The following is a 20,417-nucleotide window of genomic DNA, read 5'->3' as shown; positions in this document are numbered from 1 at the left end:
AAAGGCCGCCATTCTATGAATCTTTTCGAACACCAGCGTACCGAGTTTCAACGTAGACATATTGGCCCTAACGCAGCCGATACACAGCAAATGCTGGAGACCATTGGTATGGGCTCCATGGAAGAACTGATCAGCAAAACAGTACCCGACAGCATCCGCATCAAAAAGCCTTTGAATGTGCCTGCTGCCATGGGCGAGTTTGAATACTTGCAACACTTGCAGGGTATTGCTGCTAAAAATCAATTGTTTAAAAATTATATCGGACAGGGTTATTACGATACCATCACACCCAGTGTGATTCTGCGTAATATTTTTGAAAACCCAGGTTGGTATACCCAATACACGCCCTATCAGGCGGAAATTTCTCAGGGTCGTTTAGAGAGCCTGTTGAATTATCAGACCATGATCGCAGACCTCACTGGCCTGCCTATGTCAAACGCTTCACTGTTGGATGAAGCTACTGCTGCGGCTGAAGCAATGGCCATGCTCTTCCACCACGTGAACAAAACAGACAACCCTACTCAGCCGAAGTTTTTTGTTGACAATAGCACTTTCCCTCAGACGATTGATGTATTGGAAACACGTGCCTTGCCAATTGGTATTGAGTTGGTTTACGGAGATTATGCAACAGCTACTATCGACAACACCTATTTCGGTGCCTTGATTCAATACCCTAACAGCAAGGGCTCTGTAGAAGACTACCGCAGCTTTATTGAAAAAGTACATGGCGTAAGTGGTTTTGTCGTGATGGCAACCGACCTGCTGGCATTGACTTTATTAACTACCCCAGGTGAACTGGGTGCAGATGTAGCAATTGGCTCTGCTCAACGCTTTGGTGTACCAATGGGCTTTGGCGGTCCGCACGCAGCATTCTTTGCAACAAAAGATGATTTCAAAAGAGGTATGCCAGGCCGTTTGATTGGCGTAAGCATCGATGCACAAGGCAATCGCGCTTTGCGTATGGCTTTGCAAACACGCGAACAACACATCAAGCGCGAAAAAGCTACTTCGAATATTTGTACTGCACAAGCATTGCTGGCAAATATGGCTGCGATGTATGCAGTGTTCCACGGTCCGGATGGATTAAAGAAAATCGCTTCACGTGTAGCTACTTTAACAGCAACATTGGCTGCTGAATTGAAGACGCTTGGTTACACCATCGTCAACAATCATTTCTTCGATACTTTGACCATTGCTACAGATGCTGCAACAATTCGTAATCAAGCATTGGCAACAGGCATCAATTTCCATTATGCTGATGCCAACCATGTTAGCATCTCATTGGATGAAACAACAACTGCAGCAGACCTGTTGGATATTCTCTTTGTATTTGCTTCAGCAAAAGGCTTCAGCGATGCAGCATTTAGCTTAGATCAAGAGGCTGTGAACCTGAGTGGTATTCCTGCTTATGCTACAAGAACATCTACTTACCTCACGCACCCTGTGTTCAACACACACCATAGTGAGAGTCAGATGATGCGTTATATCAAGCAACTGGAGAACAAAGACCTTTCGCTGAATACCAGCATGATCACCTTAGGTAGCTGTACCATGAAGTTAAATGCAGCTACAGAAATGATTCCCGTGAGCTGGCCTGCTTTCAGCAAACTGCATCCCTTCACGCCTGCTGATCAAACCAAGGGTTATCAGCAAATCATCGAAGAACTCGGTCAATACCTTTGTGAAGTAACAGGTTTCGCAGCCTGCAGCCTGCAACCCAATAGTGGTGCGCAAGGTGAATACGCTGGTTTGTTAACCATCATGGCTTATCACAAAGCCAATGGCGATACACATAGAAACGTGGTATTGATTCCAATCTCTGCACATGGTACCAACCCAGCCTCAGCTGTTATGGCGGGCATGAAAGTGGTGGTAGTGAAATGTGATGACCACGGTAACATTGACATAGCTGATCTGAAAGAAAAAGCTGCAGCGAATAAAGATGTATTGGCTGGCTTAATGGTGACTTATCCATCTACACACGGTGTATTTGAAGAGAGCATCCGCGATATCTGCGCAACAATACATGAATATGGCGGACAAGTATATATGGATGGTGCCAACATGAATGCACAGGTTGGTTTAACCAGCCCGGGTATGATTGGTGCCGATGTTTGTCACCTCAACCTGCACAAAACATTTGCTATTCCACATGGTGGTGGTGGTCCTGGCATGGGCCCTATCTGCGTAGCCGCGCATTTGGCTCCACACCTGCCCGGTCACTATGTATTGGCAGACGGCACCGCTAAGCGTGCCAATGCTGCAGTAAGTGCTGCACCATTTGGTAGTGCCAGCATCTTGCTTATCAGCTATGGTTATATCCGCATGCTGGGTGCTGATGGTATTAGAATGGCTACTGAATATGCGATTCTGAACGCGAACTACATGAAAGTACGTTTGGAGAAATATTACAAGATTCTATACACTGGTAGCAACGGAACAGCTGCGCACGAATTCATCGTTGACTTGCGTCCGCTGAAACAAACTTCAGGTGTTGAAGCAGAAGATATTGCCAAGCGTTTGATTGATTATGGCTTCCACGCACCAACCATGAGTTTCCCTGTTGCGGGCACCATCATGATTGAACCTACAGAAAGTGAGGACAAACCTGAGTTGGATCGCTTCTGCGATGCCCTGATCAGCATTTATGAAGAAATCCAGGATATCGAATCAGGCAAAGCCGATAAGGCCAACAACCCGCTGAAGCATGCGCCACACACACAAGCAGTGGTATGCGCTGATAGCTGGGATCGCCCTTACAGCAGACAAACAGCAGCTTTCCCATTGTATTATGTTACCCAGAACAAATTCTGGCCAAGCGTGGCAAGGGTAAACAATACTCATGGCGATAGAAACCTGGTTTGTACCTGCGAGCCGGTAGAGAGCTATATGAACTAAGCATAAAATGCTGAAATAATGTTAAGTCCCGCTGTTGGCGGGACTTTTTCTTGCCCATACCCCTAACTTACAGGGTATGCTTGAGGCCCAAGCAATGGCTTTTCTTTGTTATTTTGTGCCCGAAACTGAATAAACATGATGCGTTCGATAACCATTGGCGTTTTTTTCAGCACGATTTTACTCGTGGGCTGTCTTGGCAGCAAGAAGAGTAAACCTGTGCCTGTGCAGCCTCCTGCACAACAGGCACCTACTTTCACTCCCCCTGAAGAAAAAGCTGTTTTTGTTCCCTTCACCAGGGAGATGTATGACAGATTGGTGGATGAAGGTATTGACATCAAGAAAGTGCAGTTCTTTATTGATCAAAAAATTGTGCTGAGCCGTTACCTGGATAGTGCCAAGACTTTGGTATCTGCAGGTATCATCAAAATGAGTAAGGGTAAGATTGTAAACGAGATCGTTATCCCAGCTTATACACCAGGTGTATGTGAAGTTATTGAAGATGATGGGTTGCGTATCAGCTTCGACAGACAAGGAGGCTCTATCAAATTCTTGAATGACGAAACCTACTCCCCAAAATTCTTCATCTTCACTGGTACCAACTGGAATAATGGTACTGCAGAAGTGGAATATGCAGATAAAACTTATCGCGCTTCTTGTGCTAACTGCGGCAGTGTTGCAGAAGCCAAACTGGTGGTGAAGCAAAGCGAGATGGATAAAATGGATAAAAAAACCAGAACGCTTACCGGACGAAAAGTTGATAACGGTAACGGAAACTAATCATAAAAAAGAGGCTGTTCAAACAGCCTCTTTTTATTTATACATCATCCACATTGTGTTTCATGCTGGATATCTGTGCCTTACTGCCCAATACAATCACTTTCATACCCTGCTCTATCAGGATTTCATTAGGCGGATTAATGATGAAACGCCCATAAGCATCTTTAACACCAATACAGGTAACACCTGTTTTCTTCCAGTCCATAATTATTTTCAAACTCTTTCCCCTGATTTCTGGCGGCAGCTTTTCATAACCAACAGACTCAATATTGATACTCTCCCCCTCTTCTCCACTCAGGTAATCGATAAACTCAACTACATCTGGTTTACTAACCAGCGTAGCCATATGATTGCCCCCAATACGATCTGGAAGAATTACATGCTCTGCACCAGCTTTGCGCAGTTTGGGTACAGCATTAGCAGATGTTGCTCTGCTGATGATTCGGATATCCGGATTCAACTCTTTTGCAGTAAGCACGATAAATACATTGTCTGCATCTGTTGGTAAAGCACAGATTAAACTCTTGGCACGATGAATACCAGCCCTCAGCAGGGTTGTTTCATCTGTTGCATCGCCCTTGATATAAAGCAGGTTGGGATCATGCAGTAAAAAGCCATCTATATTTTCTTCTCGATGATCAATTACCACAAAATCTTCCCGGTGGCTGCGCAGGGTCTTACCTGCTTGTTGGCCGTTTCTGCCAAAACCACAGATAATAACATGCTCATTGAGCTTATCCAATGCACTCATGATCTTTCTGTTTTTAAGGTAATACTGCATTTCACCACTCACCAAGAAGGATGTGAGTCTGGTAAGCGCGTATGTAAAAGTGGAGAATGAAGTAATGATGAAAACAATATTGAAAACTCGTCCCGCATCAGAAAGTGGCTTAACCTCCAGATAACCGATTGAGGCAATCGTAATAACAGTCATATACAAGGCATCCAGAAAACTATAGGACTCGATGATCATAAAGCCAATCGTGCCCAAAGCCATAATGAATAATATGGCCAGGATCCAGATAAAAAGAAAAAAGGGACGCTTCATATTGGTTGGTAAAATAAATATAGGGCAATTCGGCAAGCCGACACATGACTGAATGCCTGCACAGTGTACATTCGCAAAAAAATCTCATGAGCGTTGCAGATAAACTAGCACAAATGCGTGCAGAAAAGGCCGCGGCCAACTTAGCAGAGGGACAAGCATTTTTAGCAGCAAACAAACAAAAAGCAGGCGTAACAGAAACTGCCAGTGGCTTACAATACGAAGTATTGACCATGGGTGAAGGTGAGAAGCCTTGGCCTACGCACACTGTTACATGCCATTACCACGGCACATTGATAGATGGTACTGTTTTCGATAGCTCCGTACAACGCGGACAGCCAGCTTCTTTTCCATTGAACATGGTCATCAAGGGCTGGACAGAAGGTTTACAATTGATGCCAGTGGGTAGTAAATTCAGATTTTTCATTCCGCCACAACTCGGTTATGGCGAAAGACAAGTAAGTGCACAAATAGGTCCAAACAGCACTTTGATTTTTGATGTGGAATTGATCAGCTTCAAATAAGCAATAGCCAATGATCAATTGACAATAGCCAATATTCAATAAACAATATTTACCCTAATATTTCACTGAGCTCCAACCAACGGAGCTCTTTTTGTTCCAGCTCTGCAGAGATTTCACCAATGCGCTTACTTAACAGATGGAGTTTTTCATAATCCAACTCAGGATTGGCTAATTGTGCTTCAGCTGCAGCCTTCTCGGCCTCTAATGCTGGTATTTCTTTTTCGAGTAATTCAAATTCTCTTTTCTCTTTAAAACCAGCTTTCTTTTTTTCTACAGCGGTTGTAGTTACCACTGTATTGATTTGTTGTTGCTGTTCTTTTTCTGCCTGTTCTGTTCTTCTTTGCTCTAAACGATACTGGGTATAATTACCGGGGAAGTCACGAATAACACCATCACCCTCGAATACAAACAAGTGATCCACCAAACGATCCATGAAGTAACGGTCGTGCGATACAATCAACACACAACCGGGATAATCAGATAAAAAGTTTTCTAAAACCGCTAGTGTAGGCAGATCCAAATCATTCGTCGGTTCATCCAGAATCAAAAAATTCGGATTGCGAAAAAGCACGGTAAGCAGTTGCAGACGCTTTTTCTCACCTCCACTTAACGCAGACAAATAGGTGTATTGCTTATCCGGTGTAAAGAGGAATAATTCCAAGAATTGCGCAGCACTCAAGCTGCCACCTTTGGCCAAAGGAAAACTTTCTGCAAAGGTCTTCACGTATTCAATCACACGCATATCTTCCTTGATCACCAAACCCTGCTGCGAAAAATTACCAAAGACTACCGTATCACCAATATTGATCTTACCACTATCAGCAGGCTCCAGACCTTGCAGGATATTTAAGAAAGTAGATTTACCTACCCCATTCTTTCCAATCACACCAATGCGTTCGCCTTTGCTGAATGTATAATCGAAACCCTTGAGGATGGGCTTATCGCCATAAGACTTATACAATTTTTTCAGCTCAGCTACTTTACCGCCCAAGCGACTCATCTTCATGTCCAGCTGCAGCTGCGCATCTTCAATGCGCTGCTTAGCCCTGGCTTCTACTTCATAGAAATTATCCTGACGAGATTTACTCTTGGTGGTTCTGGCTTTAGGCTGCTTGCGCATCCACTCTAATTCCTTACGGTAGGTGTTACGTGCTTTTTCAATACTGGCTTGTTCACTTTCAATGCGTGCTGCTTTCTTGTCGAGATAGTTTTCATAATCACCCTTATATACAAACATGTCTTCACGTTCCAGCTCCCATATCTCTTCACAAACAGCATCCAGAAAATAGCGGTCGTGCGTTACCAATAAGAGCGTCACGTTTTCCTGATTCAGGTAATGTTCCAGCCACTCGATCATTTCTACATCCAAGTGGTTGGTAGGCTCATCCATCATTAGCAATGTGTGCTTATGGTCAAAGCCGATATCTATCAGTGTCTTAGCCAATGCCACACGCTTACGCTGTCCACCACTCAAAGCAGCAACTGGCTGTTTTAAATGATGAATATTGAGCTTGCCCAAAATCTGCTTCACTTTGGCTTCAAAATCCCAGGCGCCCAGTTCATCCATCTGCACAATGGCTTCCGCCAAAGCATGCCCATCCTGACTATCTACAGCTGCTTCGTACTGACGAATTACCTGCATGATGGGATGGTTACTATGAAAAAGGTTTTCCAATACGGTTTTAGCCTCGTCAAACTGTGGCTCTTGCTCAAACAAGGCCACTGTTACATCCTTATGAATCCAGAGCTTCCCCGTATCAGGTGTTTCTTTACCGGCCAGAATACGCAACAAAGTGCTCTTACCCACGCCGTTACGCGCAACTAAAGCAATTTTATCGCCCTCATTAATGTGAAAGGAAATATTGTTGAAACAGGCGGCAATGCCATAACTCTTGACCAAACCCTCAGCGGAAACATAATGCATGCGGCAAAGATAGCTGCGTAAAGGCCTTCACCCTAACAAAGCCCCGAACTTTGTACCTTCGCAGCCGTTATTACAACCATGAAACAGTTTCAAGTTCCTAATATATACAGAAGCAACCTGATCAGTGCCATTAAGCAAAAGCGCAAGCTGGAAGACAAACTGAAAAAGGATTTTAGTCCCACCCTGCTGGATCTTGGCCCCGTGCATATTTATCTGGCCCGCCACTTTGGTTTTTGCTATGGCGTAGAGAATGCTATTGAAATTGCTTTCAGAACCATTGAGGAAAATCCCGGCAAGCGCATTTTTTTGCTGAGTGAAATGATCCATAATCCTCAAGTGAATGCAGATTTGCAGGCAAGAGGTGTGCAGTTTTTGCAAGACACTTATGGCAAACAATTGATTCCGTTTGAAACATTGACTGCTGATGATGTAGTGTTGATCCCTGCTTTTGGTACCACATTGGAAATTGAAAAACTATTGAACGATAAAGGGATCCCAACAGAAAAGTATAATACTACTTGTCCTTTCGTAGAAAAAGTTTGGAACCGTAGTGAGCAAATAGCAGGTAAGGGTTATACGATTGTGGTACATGGCAAACCTAAGCACGAAGAAACTAGAGCGACATTCTCACATGCAGCATCACACACGCCTACCGTTATTGTGAATGATATGGATGATACGATTGTGTTAGCTGAATTTATCACAGGCAAAAGACCTGCTGCGGAATTTCACAACATATTTGCCGGCAGGTATTCCGAAGGATTTGATCCTGAAAAGGATTTACAGAAAATTGGTGTGGTGAATCAAACCACACAGCTGGCAACAGACACACAAGCCATTGCTGATTATTTGAAATCGGTGATGATTCAACATCATGGCTTAACCAAAGAAAATATTGACACTCGTTTTGCTGATACACGTGATACGCTGTGTTATGCCACCAACGATAACCAGACTGCTGTTACCGGCATGCTGGATACACCAGCAGATATTGCTTTGGTGATTGGCGGATATAACAGCAGTAATACTTCACACTTGGTAGAACTTTGCGAGCAGAAACTGCCAACTTATTTTGTGGATAGTGCTGAGAAAATCATTGATCAGCATCAATTGATTCACTGTAACTGGCGCACAAAAGAAACCAGCGAAGTAAGCAACTGGCTGCCTGCTACATCCCCTGTGCGCATTTTGGTTACGAGCGGCGCAAGTTGTCCGGATGCATTGGTGGAAGCCCTTATTAGCAAGATTGCCGGCTTCTATGCTGATGCTCTTCAACCACAGGAATTAATGGAAGCTTTCGCTTAGGTATTATCGTCTGCCAAATCTGGAATTAATACTCTGCACAGCCATTAACTCATCATGCCTGCCCGTGAAGGAACGGAAATAGACGAAGATGGTGTAATCGTTTTCGGTTTCCCAGAAATTACCTTCTGTTGTGGTGTAATCCAATTGTTTACCATCATATATACCATACTGATACCAGTAAAAGCCTTGTTTCATTGGTAATGTTTTGCTGTACACACCATTGGTAGAATCATATTCCAACCGATTAGCTACCGTAGGTGTTGTTCCTGAAAAATCAGCTAGTATATGCAAGGTCTTTCCCTTACTCAATTGATCCGCCGCATAGCGAAATTCCACCTGTGCATAATCGGTCTGCCACCATTGGTTCAAGGATTCTGATGAAGCAATTTCCGACCAGCCATTTCTGTCTGCATAAAATGCGTAACGCAAAGCGGGCCTGGGTAAATCGGGCTTAAGTAAAACAGCAAACCCATCAGTAGTTCTTCTTGCTTGTTCCATCCGATCACTCACAAAACGATAGCTGCGTAAATCCACCCAACGATACTCCTTCATGCCCGGAAAAACCAAATCCTGCTCTGTATTAAACTCCAGCACATTGCCTCTTTGAAACAAGGGTTTTACTACCCGCATATTTGACCAATTCCGGTTCTGCATTACATATACACTCAGCTGTTGCTGGGGGCTCATAATATTCATATTGCCAGTATTCAAGGCTAGTTGAATACGTTGATGTGTTCTGAACACTTCTGGTTGAAAAGGTTGTAAAACTTGTGCAGCAATACTGATGCGGCTATCTACCACCATCATTCGGCAGGTAAAAGCAAGCTTATTAATATCTCCATCCATAAATACTTTGAGCAAGTAATTACCACTTTTATTGGGCATACAATTCCGTTCAGGCAACAAGGCCTGATAATGCACATACCTGCTTACAGCAATGGATGAGGGCCTGAATTGCAATATGCGCTGCTGTGTAAACCCACTGATATAATCGAATGTGCTGAGCATGGCCGGCGACCAATCTGCATTGCAGAGCTGAAACGTGTAGGCATAGTTGCGCGGCATGGCATCCATATCATCGAAATGCAATTCCAGCTGTTCACTACTATTCAATGAGATAATTGGCAGCCCACCTTGGTTGTTTTGCTGAAAAAGTCGAACAGAATGGATACTGCTTTTAAAGACCTGATCAGGCTGGGCCTGAACCAAATTCACCAATAAGAGGAAAAACAACAGACAACGCATCATGTGTTAAAAATAACCAATCTGCGAATGAAACCCAGATTGATTTTGCTGCTATGCGGCACAGGCAGTAGCTTTGAAACAATCGTGAACATTTCATTTTACATAGCGCGCCGCTTGGCGGTTAAGGGACAAAAAAGATTCTCTGCATTTATTATTCGTTTGTCCATCACTGCCACTGCCATCAGCGTTGCGGCTATGATTCTTACACTTGGCTTTGTAAATGGATTTCAGCAGGCTGTTAGTGAGAAGATTTTTAGTTTCTGGGGACATATCCGTGTACAACATTATCAGGCCGATAGAATTTTTACTGCGGAAGCAGCGCCCATTACCAGTAATGATACGGTTGTACGAATCATCCGTAACCAAGCGGGTGTAAAAAACATTCAAAGCTTTGCCACAAGATCAGCTGTACTGGAGCACAAACAAGAAATAGAAGGCGTATTGTTCAAAGGTGTAGGCAAAGATTATGACAGTGCACAACTCAAACCTTTTCTGAAAGCCGGACGCTGGCTGCAATACAATGACAGCAGCTACAGCAAAGAAATTCTGGTGTCTGCACAAACAGCTGCCATGATGAACCTGAAAGTGAAAGACACTATTAAGGTGTATTTCATTTCTGAGGAAACTGGCAGCAGCACGTATCGCAAACTGGTTGTAGCAGGTTTATATAGAACAGGTGTGGAAGAATTTGACAAGCTTTTCGCCATCGGTGATATCAGATTGATTCAATTGCTGAATAACTGGACCCTCCAACAGATTGGTGGCTATGAAATTTTCCTGAGTGATTACAGACAAATGGATAGTACCAATCAACAATTGATAGATCAACTACCCATTGAATGGAGTAGTAAAACCACCAAGGAATTTTATCCAAATATCTTTGACTGGCTGGGTGTGCAGGATATTAATCGCAATGTGATTTTCATCATCATGGCCATCATTGCCATCATCAACCTGATTACATGTCTGTTGATTCTGGTACTGGAACGAACCAAAATGATTGGCACATTGAAATCAATTGGTGCTAGCGACTGGATGATTCAGAAAGTATTTCTCTATCATGCAACGTTGATTACCCTGAAAGGCATTGGTATTGGCTTGATTGGCGGACTAGGCATTTGCCTACTGCAACAACAAACTGGCTTCATCAAACTAGACGAAGTGAATTACTATGTGGCCACGGCGCCTGTTCTTATTCACTATGGCGAAGTAATACTTGTATGCCTTGCAACTGCAGTTGTTTGTTATCTGGCATTAATTATACCAACGCTGCTAATCAGAAAGATGCAGCCAGTAAAAGCCTTACAATTCCGTTAATGTAATAAGTGCGACACAAGAATGCCTGTAGCAACACCTGCATTCAAAGATTCAGCACCGCCCTTACCGGGTATGCTGATTGGCTGATTGATCAATGGCAGCAACTCTTCCCTGATACCCTTTGCCTCATTTCCAATAACCAATAGCGATGGGTCATCCACCTGAGTTGCATACACCGATTGACCGCTTAGCAAAGCCCCCAGTATCGGCATTTGCTGTTTAGCCAGAAAAGCAGGCAATGCTTCATACCATATCTTTACTCGCAGCAAACTACCCATCGTGGCCTGAACCACTTTAGGATTATAGCAATCCACTGTATCCAGACTACAAACGATTTCCTGAATGCCGAACCAATCAGCAATGCGGATAATGGTTCCAAGATTGCCCGGATCTTGTATACCGTCTAAAACAAGTGTTATTTTTTGATTCAGATGAGGTGCAGCATCAGGCCAGTATTGCCTGGCAACAGCCAATACCTGTTGTGGTGTTTGCAAGCCACTGATTTTAGCCAACTCATCGGCTGAAACCCTTGTCAGGATTGATAGATCGGTCAATTTACCTGCATCCCATTCATCTGTTGCATAGACCTTGTTAACTGTAAAATAGCTATTGAGTAATTCATCCACAATTTTTGGCCCTTCGGCAATAAACAAACCGCTGGCCTGCCTTTGTTTTTTCTGGCATAAACTTTGGATATATTTGAGCTCATTCTTACTCAACATGCGATCATGCATTTAACCGGCAAAACATCCTTCATGCTTCGTTTGGTCTGCGCATTGGTGTTTGCCTTATTTTTCTTTGCGTGTTCTCCTATCAAAAACTATCCCGCCAATAAACCTTTCATCTTTGATAATAAAGTAATCCTGGAAGGGAATCTGTCCAAAGATGAGAAAAAACGTTTAACTGCAGAATTAGATAATTATTGGTACGATAGCATAAAGGCCAGAAAAGCTACCGTACTGCTGTTCTTTTACAGCCTCAAGAATCCGCCTGCTTTTGACACCACCAATATTACCAGAAGCAGAAAACTGATGAATGACTACCTGAATTCTCAAGGGTATTACTATGCCAGTTTCAAAGATTCTATACGGATAGATACAATTAAAGACCAGCAGCGGGTATTTGCCAGTATGAAAATCACCACCGGAAAAAATATCCGTTTTGATTCTATCGCTTATCAGTTGAATGATTCTGTGCTGCAGACACTCACCCTACAGGAACTGCCCGCTTCAGCAGTTAAGAAAGGACTCCCTTATTCCAAACAGGCTATTAGTCAGGAATTAGATAGGCTCACTTTACTGTATCGCAACAATGGTTATCTGAAATTATACAAGGATGACCTGAGGGCTGAAGTAGATACCATCGACAAACAACTGATGACACTTTCTTTGGATCCTTTTGAGCAAGCCAATGCCATTGAAGCTGCAGCAAGAAAACGTAAGGAGAATCCAACCTGGGATGTTCTATTCAAGAGCAAACCCTTGAAAGACTCAACGAAGTTTTTGCAATACAAAATTGGGAATATCTACTATTACCCTGAAACTGCCATCACAGACCCCATCGATAGTATTACCATCAGAAAGAAAAGCGGCGGGAAACATTTTCAGGAATACACGATTTACGACAAAGAAGGTAAGTTCATTCTTGCTCCACTGAAAGAACATACTTTTTTTAGGAAGGGCACACTATACAATGAAAAAGCATTCATCAAAACAATGAATAGCCTGAGCCAGATTGGTGCCTGGCAAAATGTTGACGGCCGCACACAGGTACGAGATAAAGACACAGTTGACATGCATCTCTTTCTGGTACCTAACCTGAAGCAGAATTATTCCATCGATTTGGAAGGCAGCAGAAATACAGGCTTAGGTAATTTCATTACCGGTAATTTCCTGGGCGTATCCACCAATTTCACCTATCGTAACAGAAACGTGTGGAAGCGGGCCATTCAATCTGCTACCAGCTTAAGAGCCGGTGTTGAATTAACCTTATCCGATACTGCTCAGTTATTACAGAGTACACAATTCAGTATTAGTCATTCATACAGCTTCCCGAGATTGATTCTGCCCTTCCGCATCAAAGCTGCAGACAAGCTGGATGATGCAAGAACACTCTTATCGCTGAATGGCGCATACACAGACAGAAGAGATATCTTCCGATTGCGTTCATTGGTAGGCAGCTGGGGCTATGAGTGGAAAAAAGGCAATACTGTTTGGCTCTACAAACCCTTAAATCTGGAATTGTATAGCCTGGAACGCTTATCAGGCCTTGATTCCTTACTCGATAAAAACCCCTTCCTAAAATACACTTTCAATAATGGTAATGTGGTGAGCCAATCTTTTGGGTGGATCAAAACCATGACGGGTAAACGCAGTTTATACAATAGCCATTACCTGCGTTTTGGCGCGGAGGAATCCGGTTTTCTCACAGGTTTATTTCCTTCCTTGTACAACCAGATATTTCGCTTCATAAAAGGCGAAGCAGAATATCGTTTCTCGCATAAAAAACCGAAAACAGAATTTGCTTATCGTGCATTTCTAGGTGTTGGTTGGAATTATAGTGATGATGCCTCAACAGGAAGGGTGATGCCCTTCTTCAAACAATTTGCTGCCGGTGGCCCCAACAGTATGCGTGCATGGCAGATCAGACAATTGGGTTTGGGCTCATCTAGGTTCTATGATTCTTCCGGCATCAATTTCCGGGAACGTTTTGGCGATATGCAGTTAGAGTTTAACCTGGAATACCGCTATACGATCTGGAATATTGGCTCATTTAAAATTGGTGGTGCTGTATTCAGTGATATTGGTAATATCTGGAATATCCGCAAGGACAGCAACCTGCCTGATGGTGAATTTGCTTTGAGCAGATTAGGTAGAGACCTCGCCATTGGCGTGGGTACGGGAATTCGTTTTGACTTTTCTTACTTCCTGATCAGATTGGATGCAGGCTATAAACTCAAAGACCCGGCAAGACCTTACAATGGCGGTTGGGCAAGATTGGACAGACTAGCACTAACCGAAACAAGACCCAATGGTGTTGAGGTACGAAACGCTGCTTTACAGCTGGGTATTGGTCTGCCCTTCTAATGCACGAATGGCTTTAATTTCTTCTGCAAACTGTTCAATCGTATAAGCATCATCAACACTGAATTCACCGATGCGTGTTCTGCGCAGGCCGCTGAGATAACCACCAACACCCAATGCTTTGCCATAATCATGCGCGAGACTTCTGATATAAGTACCTGTTGAGCACACTACTTTGAAATATATTTTGGGCATTTCAATTCTTTCTATTGTAAACGCACTGATACGAATTGGCCTTGGTTCTAGTACAACATCCTCGCCTTTTCGCGCAGCAATGTACACCGGCTGGCCATTGCGCTTAATGGCAGAATGACTTGGCGGTACTTGCATAATATCGCCCGTAAACTGTTTTGTCGCTTCGTGCAACATAGCCTCTGTTAGCGAACTTATATCTTGTTGATTCACTGGTGCACTCTCCAGATCATAAGTAGGTGTAGTAGCACCAAGGGTAATAGAGCCTGTGTATTCCTTCTCCATCCCCATATACTCATTGATCTTTTTGGTAAACTTACCTGTACAAACAATGAGGAGTCCGGTAGCCAGTGGATCTAAAGTTCCGGCATGCCCTACTTTAGATACTTTGGTCAGTATCCTGATCTTTTTAACGATATCAAAAGATGTCCAGTCTAGTGGTTTATCGAGTAACAAAACCCGACCTTCCAGAAATGAGGGAATTGGTTGCACGGCGCAAATGTACAGTGCTGCTTAGATATCACGGAATAAACCTTCCTGCTTCAAAACTTCTGTGCCGATAGTAGACCAAACGATAATCATCAACAACAGAAATAATGCGGAAATAATCAAACCAATGATACCGCAGATTTTGCCTGCTTTCAGGTTGGCCAAAGAACCGGGCGTGTATTGCTGTGGATATTCGGCATAAAGCTTGGCATCTTTACCTGCCAGGTAAATAGCGATTCCACCAAAGACGATACCCAATCCATAACAAAAACAAGAAAGAATAGATAAGATACCCATCACCAATACAGCAGTGGCATTGGGTAAAGCATATTGAAAAGCTGACTGCTGTGGTTGAGGTTCTGGTTGGTATTGTTGATTGGTTTCCTGGATATCCATATCAGGTATTTTGAAAATGATGAAGGATTCTTGACACGTAAGATAATAAGATTACGGCTGTTACAAACACATAACCTGATTGTATCCAGGATGCGCCGGTTGTAAATTTTTTCCGGATGTGCAGCAATACAAAACCGAATAAGCAAAGCATAGGTATTAACCCGGGATAGGTTTCAAAACTGAGCAACCACGCTCCTTTCAATAAGGCAATGAATGCACGCTGAAAACCACAACCCGGGCAAGGCAGGTATAACCACGCTTTAAAGGGACAAGGCAATTGATGCTGTTCCAGCCAATGCACAGCAGATGACCATAGAATCAGCATAAGGTTGACTTAGTAAGCTCTTGCAAATAATACGCGCTGAGCAGAAGGCTTACCCGTAAGAATACAAGCACCACTTTCCTGCTGGTTATTCAGCGGAATACAGCGAATGGTAGCTTTACTCATTTCCTTAATCTTCTCCTCAGTTTCCGGTGTACCATCCCAATGCGCTGCTACAAAACCACCTTTGGTATCCAGGATTTGTACAAACTCATCCCAGGTATTTGCAGGTGTGATGTGCTCATCGCGATAAGCTTTAGCCCTATTGTATAGATTCTGCTGAATATCTGCCAGCAATTGTTGTATATGCTGTGCAAGTCCATCAAGACTTACAGATGTTTTCTCTTTGGTATCACGTCTGGCGATTTCAGCTACATTGTTCTCGAGGTCTTTAGGACCCAAAGCCACTCGTACCGGCACACCCTTCAATTCATATTCAGCAAATTTCCAGCCTGGTCTAGCATTATCGCTGTCATCGTACTTCACTGTAATTCCCAATGACTTTAATTGCTGTACAAGCTCGTGTACTTTAGCATCGATGATTTGCTTTTGCTCATCACCACGATAAATGGGTACAATCACCACTTGTACTGGTGCAATCTTTGGTGGCAGTACCAATCCATTATCATCACTATGCGCCATCACCAATGCACCAATCAATCGCGTACTCACACCCCAACTGGTGGCCCATACATAATCCAGTTTGTTTTCCTTATCGCTAAACTTCACATCAAATGCCTTGGCGAAGTTTTGTCCAAGAAAATGCGAAGTACCCGCTTGCAATGCTTTGCCATCTTGCATCAATGCCTCAATGCAGTATGTATCTTCTGCACCAGCAAAACGTTCGTTAGGCGACTTTACACCCTTTACTACCGGTAATGCCATCCAATTTTCTACAAAGTCGGCATACACATCCAGCATCTTTTTGGTTTCCACGATTGCTTCCTCAGCAGTAGCATGGGCGGTGTGGCCTTCCTGCCACAGAAACTCTGCGGTACGCAGGAAAAGACGTGTACGCATTTCCCAACGCACTACGTTGGCCCACTGATTCACCAAAATGGGCAAATCACGGTAAGACTGAATCCAGGTTTTATAGGTATTCCAAATAATGGCTTCACTGGTTGGGCGAACCACCAATTCTTCCTCCAGTTTAGCTTCCGGATCAACAATGAGTTTTCCCTTGTTATTAGGATCAGCTTTCAGGCGATAATGCGTTACCACGGCGCATTCTTTGGCGAAACCTTCAGCATTCTTTTCTTCGGCTTCAAACAGGCTTTTGGGTACAAAGAGCGGGAAATAGGCGTTGACGTGTCCGGTATCTTTGAACATCTTGTCCAACACATCGCGCATATTCTCCCAAAGGGCAAAACCATAGGGCTTAATGACCATACAACCACGCACTGCACTGTAATCGGCCAAACCACTTTTCAGGATCAAATCATAATACCACTGGGAATAATCCTGGGCCCTGGAGGTAATTTCCTTGCTCATGTAATTCTTTTAAGATTTCTTTAACATTTCAATCCTCCCGTTTGCGATCTATGGCAAACTATTTGGATTTGATAAACGGAAGACGAAAGCGTCGCAAATGTATGTAACTTCACCATCACATCACCTAAAACAGTGGCCATGAAAACCAATTTACTACCGCTCCTTTTAGCTGCTTCACTGCTCAGCAGTTGTGCTGCCTACAAATCAGGTCAAACACCTGATGATGTATACTATTCTCCAGGTAGAGAAACAGTTGCCAGAGAGAACAGAGATGACTATGAGGAAGCTTATGTAAAGGATGATAATTATCTGCGCCGTAGGGTAAGCAGCAGATCCAACAGATGGAGTAGTATTGACGATTTTGGCTACTGGAACGATCCTCGTTTTGATGTACGTTTCAGCACCTGGAATATGTGGAATACTATGGGTTGGAACACCATGGGTTGGAATTCCTGGGGCTGGAATAGCTGGAACAGACCTGGCTTTGGCTGGGGCATGGGTGGTAATGGCTGGGGCAGCCCATTGATTCTGGTAAATAACTACAAGAATCCTAGTAGAGGTACCAACTCTGGCACCACTGCCACAGCCTACAGAAACAGAAACTACAATAACGATAATTACCTCGTAAGAGACGCCAAAACCGGTATCTCCTCACCTGGCAATAACCAGAATGCTGGTTTTGGAAACATGGTTCGCCGTGTATTTTCCAACTCTGGTTCTAATAGCAGCAGCAGTACCAGCAGTTGGGACAGATCAGCACGTACTTTCTCTTCTGGTAACAGCTCATCTTATTCAGGAGGTGTAAGTAGTAGCGCCGGCGGTACCAGTGGTGGTACTACCAACAGCACGGCTACAAGTAGTAGCGCAGGTGGAAGAGGTGGAAGAGGCAACTAATCATTCCCTAAAAGATCGGAATCAGAAATACCCATTATCTGGGACAGGATACGTATACCCATTCAAAAGAACACATGAAACGAATATTTGCCCTGGCTGTTCTGGCGCTAGCGCTTAAAACGAATGCGCAATCTGTTGATGAAGCCATACGCTATAGCTGGTTTATACAACAAGGTACTGCACGTAATGTGGCTACAGGAGGTGTAATGGCCTCATTGGGTGGCGATATTACGGCAGCACACGTAAACCCCGCTGGTATAGGCTTATTTAAAACCAGAGAGCTGGTTATCACTCCAGGCATGGGCTTCAATGGTAATAAATTCAATTACAGAGGCAGTGATACAAGTGTGCGCAAATCAGGATTTGGGATGGGCGCAAGTGGCATTATACTCGGTGGTGGTAGTAAATATCAGGGCAGTAAGTGGACAAGCACTGCAATCTCCTTTTCTGTAAACCAATTGGCCAATTACAATAACCGTGTACAGTTTCAAGGTTTAAATAACGTAAGCTCTTTCACAGAACAATACCTCGAAGAACTTACACGAGACAGAGCAGATACCAATGCAGCTTTATTCAATTATGTATTTGGCTCTTCCCTCGCATTCAGAACATTTCTGGTTGATACATTAAGCGGACCCGGTGGCAGCTTTATTGGCTATCAAAGTTTGGTACCACTAAGTACAGGCGTTAAACAATATTATGATGCGCAAACAACCGGCGGTTACAATGAGTTAGCACTCGCCATGGCCGGTAATATGGATGACAAATTATACCTCGGCGGTACGCTTACCATTCCCATCATTAATTACTCAAGAGACCTGAACTACAGCGAATACGATGCAACGAACAATAACAATAACGATTTTGCATTCTTTCAGTTCAGAGAAAAACTCACCAGCAGAGGTGCAGGTATTGGTGCTAAACTAGGTATGATTTATAAACCACAGGAATCATTCAGAATAGGTGTAGCATTTCATACCCCACAATTATTGGGCTTCCGCGATGAAATACGTGCTTGGATGACCGCAAATACAGAAAACTATGCAGGTCTTCGCTCAGAAAGCAGTGATCGCCTGCGCGATAATGATCCAGGCAGAAGAGAATATAACGTGATTACACCGCTGCGTGCAATTGTAAGTGCCAGTTATGTTTTCCGCGAAGTGAATGATACCAGAATGCAGAAAGGATTTGTAAGTGCAGATGTAGAGTATGTACAATATAGCGGCACACGTTACAATGCAATTGATCAAACCAACCAGCTGGTAGAATACTACAATCTCTTGAACCAAACAATCAAGGATTATTACAAGGGCAATGTGAATGTACGCTTTGGTGGAGAGCTTAAATTCAACACCTTCATGGTAAGAGCAGGTACAGCTTATTATGGAAGCCCTTACAGAAGTGCTGACTTAAAAGCAGATCGTTGGCTGGTATCCGGTGGCTTAGGTTACCGGAATAAAGGTGTGTTTATTGATTTGTCTTACGCCCACTTATTCAACAGAGCAGTACAAATGCCGTATGCTTTGAATGATAAACCAAATACGTTTGCTACACAAAGAGGCAATATTGGTAATCTGGTGATGACGCTCGGCTTTAAATTCTAATCCCTTTTTCGGATAGATAGGCAAGCACTGATTCAGAACCATCTGGTGAAAACCACTTGTACTTCTCATCTTTTTTAAACCAAGTCATTTGTCGCTTGGCATAATTTCTGGTATGCTGCTTGATTTTATCTACGGCAAAATCAAGTGTGGTCTTACCTGATAAATAATCAAATAATTCTGCGTAGCCTACTGTCTGCAAAGCGGGTAAATCAGCATAAGACTTTACAGACTTCACTTCTTCAAGCAAACCCATGTTCATCATATCATCAACACGTGTATTAATTCTCGCGTATAATATTTCCCGCGGCAACTCAATACCGATGTACACGATATTGAAATCATGTGCTGCCTGTCCGCCTTTTTGAAAAATGGTAATGGATTGTCCTGTTGTTTCCAGAACTTCTAATGCACGTTGTAGTCTGCGCGGGTTTTGTTGTTCAGCCATCGCCCAAAATGCCGGATCGCGCTGAGCTAATTCCTGCTGCAGCCATACAATTCCCTCTCGCGCATAACGCTGTGTAATAGCATCACGAATATTTTGTGGAACAGGTGGTATTTCATCCAATCCTTCACACAATGCTTTGATGTATAAACCAGTTCCACCAGCCATTACTACTACTTTGTGCTGTTGAAACAATTGCTTGAGTTGATTTGACGCATACGCTGCAAAATCTGCTGCAGAGAGATTATCCTGAACACTGTGCGAAGCAATAAAATAGTGTGGAACTGCTGCAAGCTCTGCTTCACTTGGCCTGGCAACACCAATAGCCAATTCACGATAACATTGACGTGAATCAGCAGAGATAATCGCTGTTTGAAAATGTTGTGCTATACGAATGGCCGATGCCGTTTTACCAACAGCAGTAGGTCCTGCAATAACCACCAGTGTATGTTCAAATTGGCTCATGCAC

Annotated in this window: 17 protein-coding genes; 8 read left to right on the top strand and 9 right to left on the bottom strand. The window is 43.5% G+C overall.

Going from position 1 to position 20,417, the window contains the following annotated elements; all coding sequences use genetic code 11:
• Positions 1 to 15: 15 nt before the first annotated feature.
• Positions 16 to 2,898: an aminomethyl-transferring glycine dehydrogenase gene (gene gcvP / locus J0L83_00910; GenBank protein MBN8663105.1), complete on the top strand. Its 2,883-nt coding sequence runs from the start codon at positions 16 to 18 to the stop codon at positions 2,896 to 2,898.
• A 135-nt stretch (positions 2,899 to 3,033) separates the two neighbouring features.
• On the top strand, positions 3,034 to 3,675 hold the full coding sequence (locus J0L83_00905) for a hypothetical protein (protein MBN8663104.1): 642 nt from the start codon (positions 3,034 to 3,036) through the stop codon (positions 3,673 to 3,675).
• Between the two features lie 37 nt (positions 3,676 to 3,712).
• On the opposite strand, the gene J0L83_00900 is transcribed toward J0L83_00905, so the two are convergent.
• Positions 3,713 to 4,723, bottom strand: coding sequence for an NAD-binding protein (locus J0L83_00900; GenBank protein ID MBN8663103.1), 1,011 nt, complete (start codon positions 4,721 to 4,723; stop codon positions 3,713 to 3,715).
• Positions 4,724 to 4,809: 86 nt separating this feature from the next.
• Here J0L83_00900 and J0L83_00895 point away from each other — a divergent pair, with 86 nt between their 5' ends.
• A complete protein-coding gene (locus J0L83_00895) occupies positions 4,810 to 5,244 on the top strand; it encodes an FKBP-type peptidyl-prolyl cis-trans isomerase (GenBank protein MBN8663102.1) in 435 nt (144 codons plus the stop codon).
• 49 nt (positions 5,245 to 5,293) lie between these two features.
• On the opposite strand, the gene J0L83_00890 is transcribed toward J0L83_00895, so the two are convergent.
• On the bottom strand, positions 5,294 to 7,168 hold the full coding sequence (locus J0L83_00890; GenBank protein ID MBN8663101.1) for an ABC-F family ATP-binding cassette domain-containing protein: 1,875 nt from the start codon (positions 7,166 to 7,168) through the stop codon (positions 5,294 to 5,296).
• A 78-nt stretch (positions 7,169 to 7,246) separates the two neighbouring features.
• Between J0L83_00890 and J0L83_00885 the strand changes: the two genes are divergently transcribed.
• Positions 7,247 to 8,473, top strand: a complete 1,227-nt coding sequence (locus tag J0L83_00885; GenBank protein MBN8663100.1) for a 4-hydroxy-3-methylbut-2-enyl diphosphate reductase — start codon at positions 7,247 to 7,249, stop codon at positions 8,471 to 8,473.
• A 3-nt stretch (positions 8,474 to 8,476) separates the two neighbouring features.
• On the opposite strand, the gene J0L83_00880 is transcribed toward J0L83_00885, so the two are convergent.
• Complete coding sequence (locus tag J0L83_00880; GenBank protein MBN8663099.1) at positions 8,477 to 9,721, bottom strand: DUF5103 domain-containing protein; 1,245 nt, start codon at positions 9,719 to 9,721, stop codon at positions 8,477 to 8,479.
• A gap of 81 nt (positions 9,722 to 9,802) precedes the next feature.
• Here J0L83_00880 and J0L83_00875 point away from each other — a divergent pair, with 81 nt between their 5' ends.
• Positions 9,803 to 11,035, top strand: a complete 1,233-nt coding sequence (locus J0L83_00875) for an ABC transporter permease (GenBank protein ID MBN8663098.1) — start codon at positions 9,803 to 9,805, stop codon at positions 11,033 to 11,035.
• Here J0L83_00875 and J0L83_00870 read toward each other — a convergent pair.
• Entirely contained in the window at positions 11,032 to 11,757 is a 726-nt protein-coding gene (locus tag J0L83_00870) for an RNA methyltransferase (GenBank protein ID MBN8663097.1), read from the bottom strand. The two genes, J0L83_00875 and J0L83_00870, sit on opposite strands and share 4 nt — an antisense overlap.
• Before the next feature lie 33 nt (positions 11,758 to 11,790).
• Here J0L83_00870 and J0L83_00865 point away from each other — a divergent pair, with 33 nt between their 5' ends.
• Positions 11,791 to 14,121, top strand: a complete 2,331-nt coding sequence (locus tag J0L83_00865; protein ID MBN8663096.1) for a BamA/TamA family outer membrane protein — start codon at positions 11,791 to 11,793, stop codon at positions 14,119 to 14,121.
• Here J0L83_00865 and truB read toward each other — a convergent pair.
• Genes truB through J0L83_00845 form a run of 4 tightly spaced genes read right to left on the bottom strand, consistent with a single transcriptional unit; the run spans position 14,092 to position 17,008 of the window.
• Positions 14,092 to 14,802 (bottom strand): tRNA pseudouridine(55) synthase TruB, encoded by a 711-nt coding sequence (gene truB, locus J0L83_00860; protein MBN8663095.1) that lies wholly within the window; start codon positions 14,800 to 14,802, stop codon positions 14,092 to 14,094. The genes J0L83_00865 and truB overlap by 30 nt on opposite strands.
• Positions 14,803 to 14,823: 21 nt before the next feature.
• Entirely contained in the window at positions 14,824 to 15,195 is a 372-nt protein-coding gene (locus J0L83_00855; protein ID MBN8663094.1) for a hypothetical protein, read from the bottom strand.
• Between the two features lies 1 nt (position 15,196).
• Complete coding sequence (locus J0L83_00850) at positions 15,197 to 15,520, bottom strand: DUF2752 domain-containing protein (GenBank protein MBN8663093.1); 324 nt, start codon at positions 15,518 to 15,520, stop codon at positions 15,197 to 15,199.
• A gap of 9 nt (positions 15,521 to 15,529) precedes the next feature.
• Entirely contained in the window at positions 15,530 to 17,008 is a 1,479-nt protein-coding gene (locus tag J0L83_00845; GenBank protein MBN8663092.1) for a proline--tRNA ligase, read from the bottom strand.
• A 138-nt stretch (positions 17,009 to 17,146) separates the two neighbouring features.
• Here J0L83_00845 and J0L83_00840 point away from each other — a divergent pair, with 138 nt between their 5' ends.
• Positions 17,147 to 17,902 carry a hypothetical protein gene (locus J0L83_00840; protein ID MBN8663091.1) on the top strand — a complete coding sequence of 252 codons (756 nt, stop codon included), beginning with the start codon at positions 17,147 to 17,149 and terminating at the stop codon, positions 17,900 to 17,902.
• Between the two features lie 74 nt (positions 17,903 to 17,976).
• Positions 17,977 to 19,506, top strand: coding sequence for an outer membrane protein transport protein (locus J0L83_00835; GenBank protein ID MBN8663090.1), 1,530 nt, complete (start codon positions 17,977 to 17,979; stop codon positions 19,504 to 19,506).
• Here the strand turns inward: J0L83_00835 and miaA are convergent.
• Positions 19,496 to 20,413, bottom strand: coding sequence for a tRNA (adenosine(37)-N6)-dimethylallyltransferase MiaA (gene miaA / locus J0L83_00830; GenBank protein ID MBN8663089.1), 918 nt, complete (start codon positions 20,411 to 20,413; stop codon positions 19,496 to 19,498). The two genes, J0L83_00835 and miaA, sit on opposite strands and share 11 nt — an antisense overlap.
• Positions 20,414 to 20,417: the final 4 nt, after the last annotated feature.

The sequence above is a fragment of the Chitinophagales bacterium genome, assembly GCA_017303835.1.
Taxonomy (GTDB): domain Bacteria; phylum Bacteroidota; class Bacteroidia; order Chitinophagales; family Chitinophagaceae; genus JAFLBI01.
Note: the sequence above shows the minus strand (reverse complement) of the source record. Positions and strands in the feature narration are given on the sequence as shown.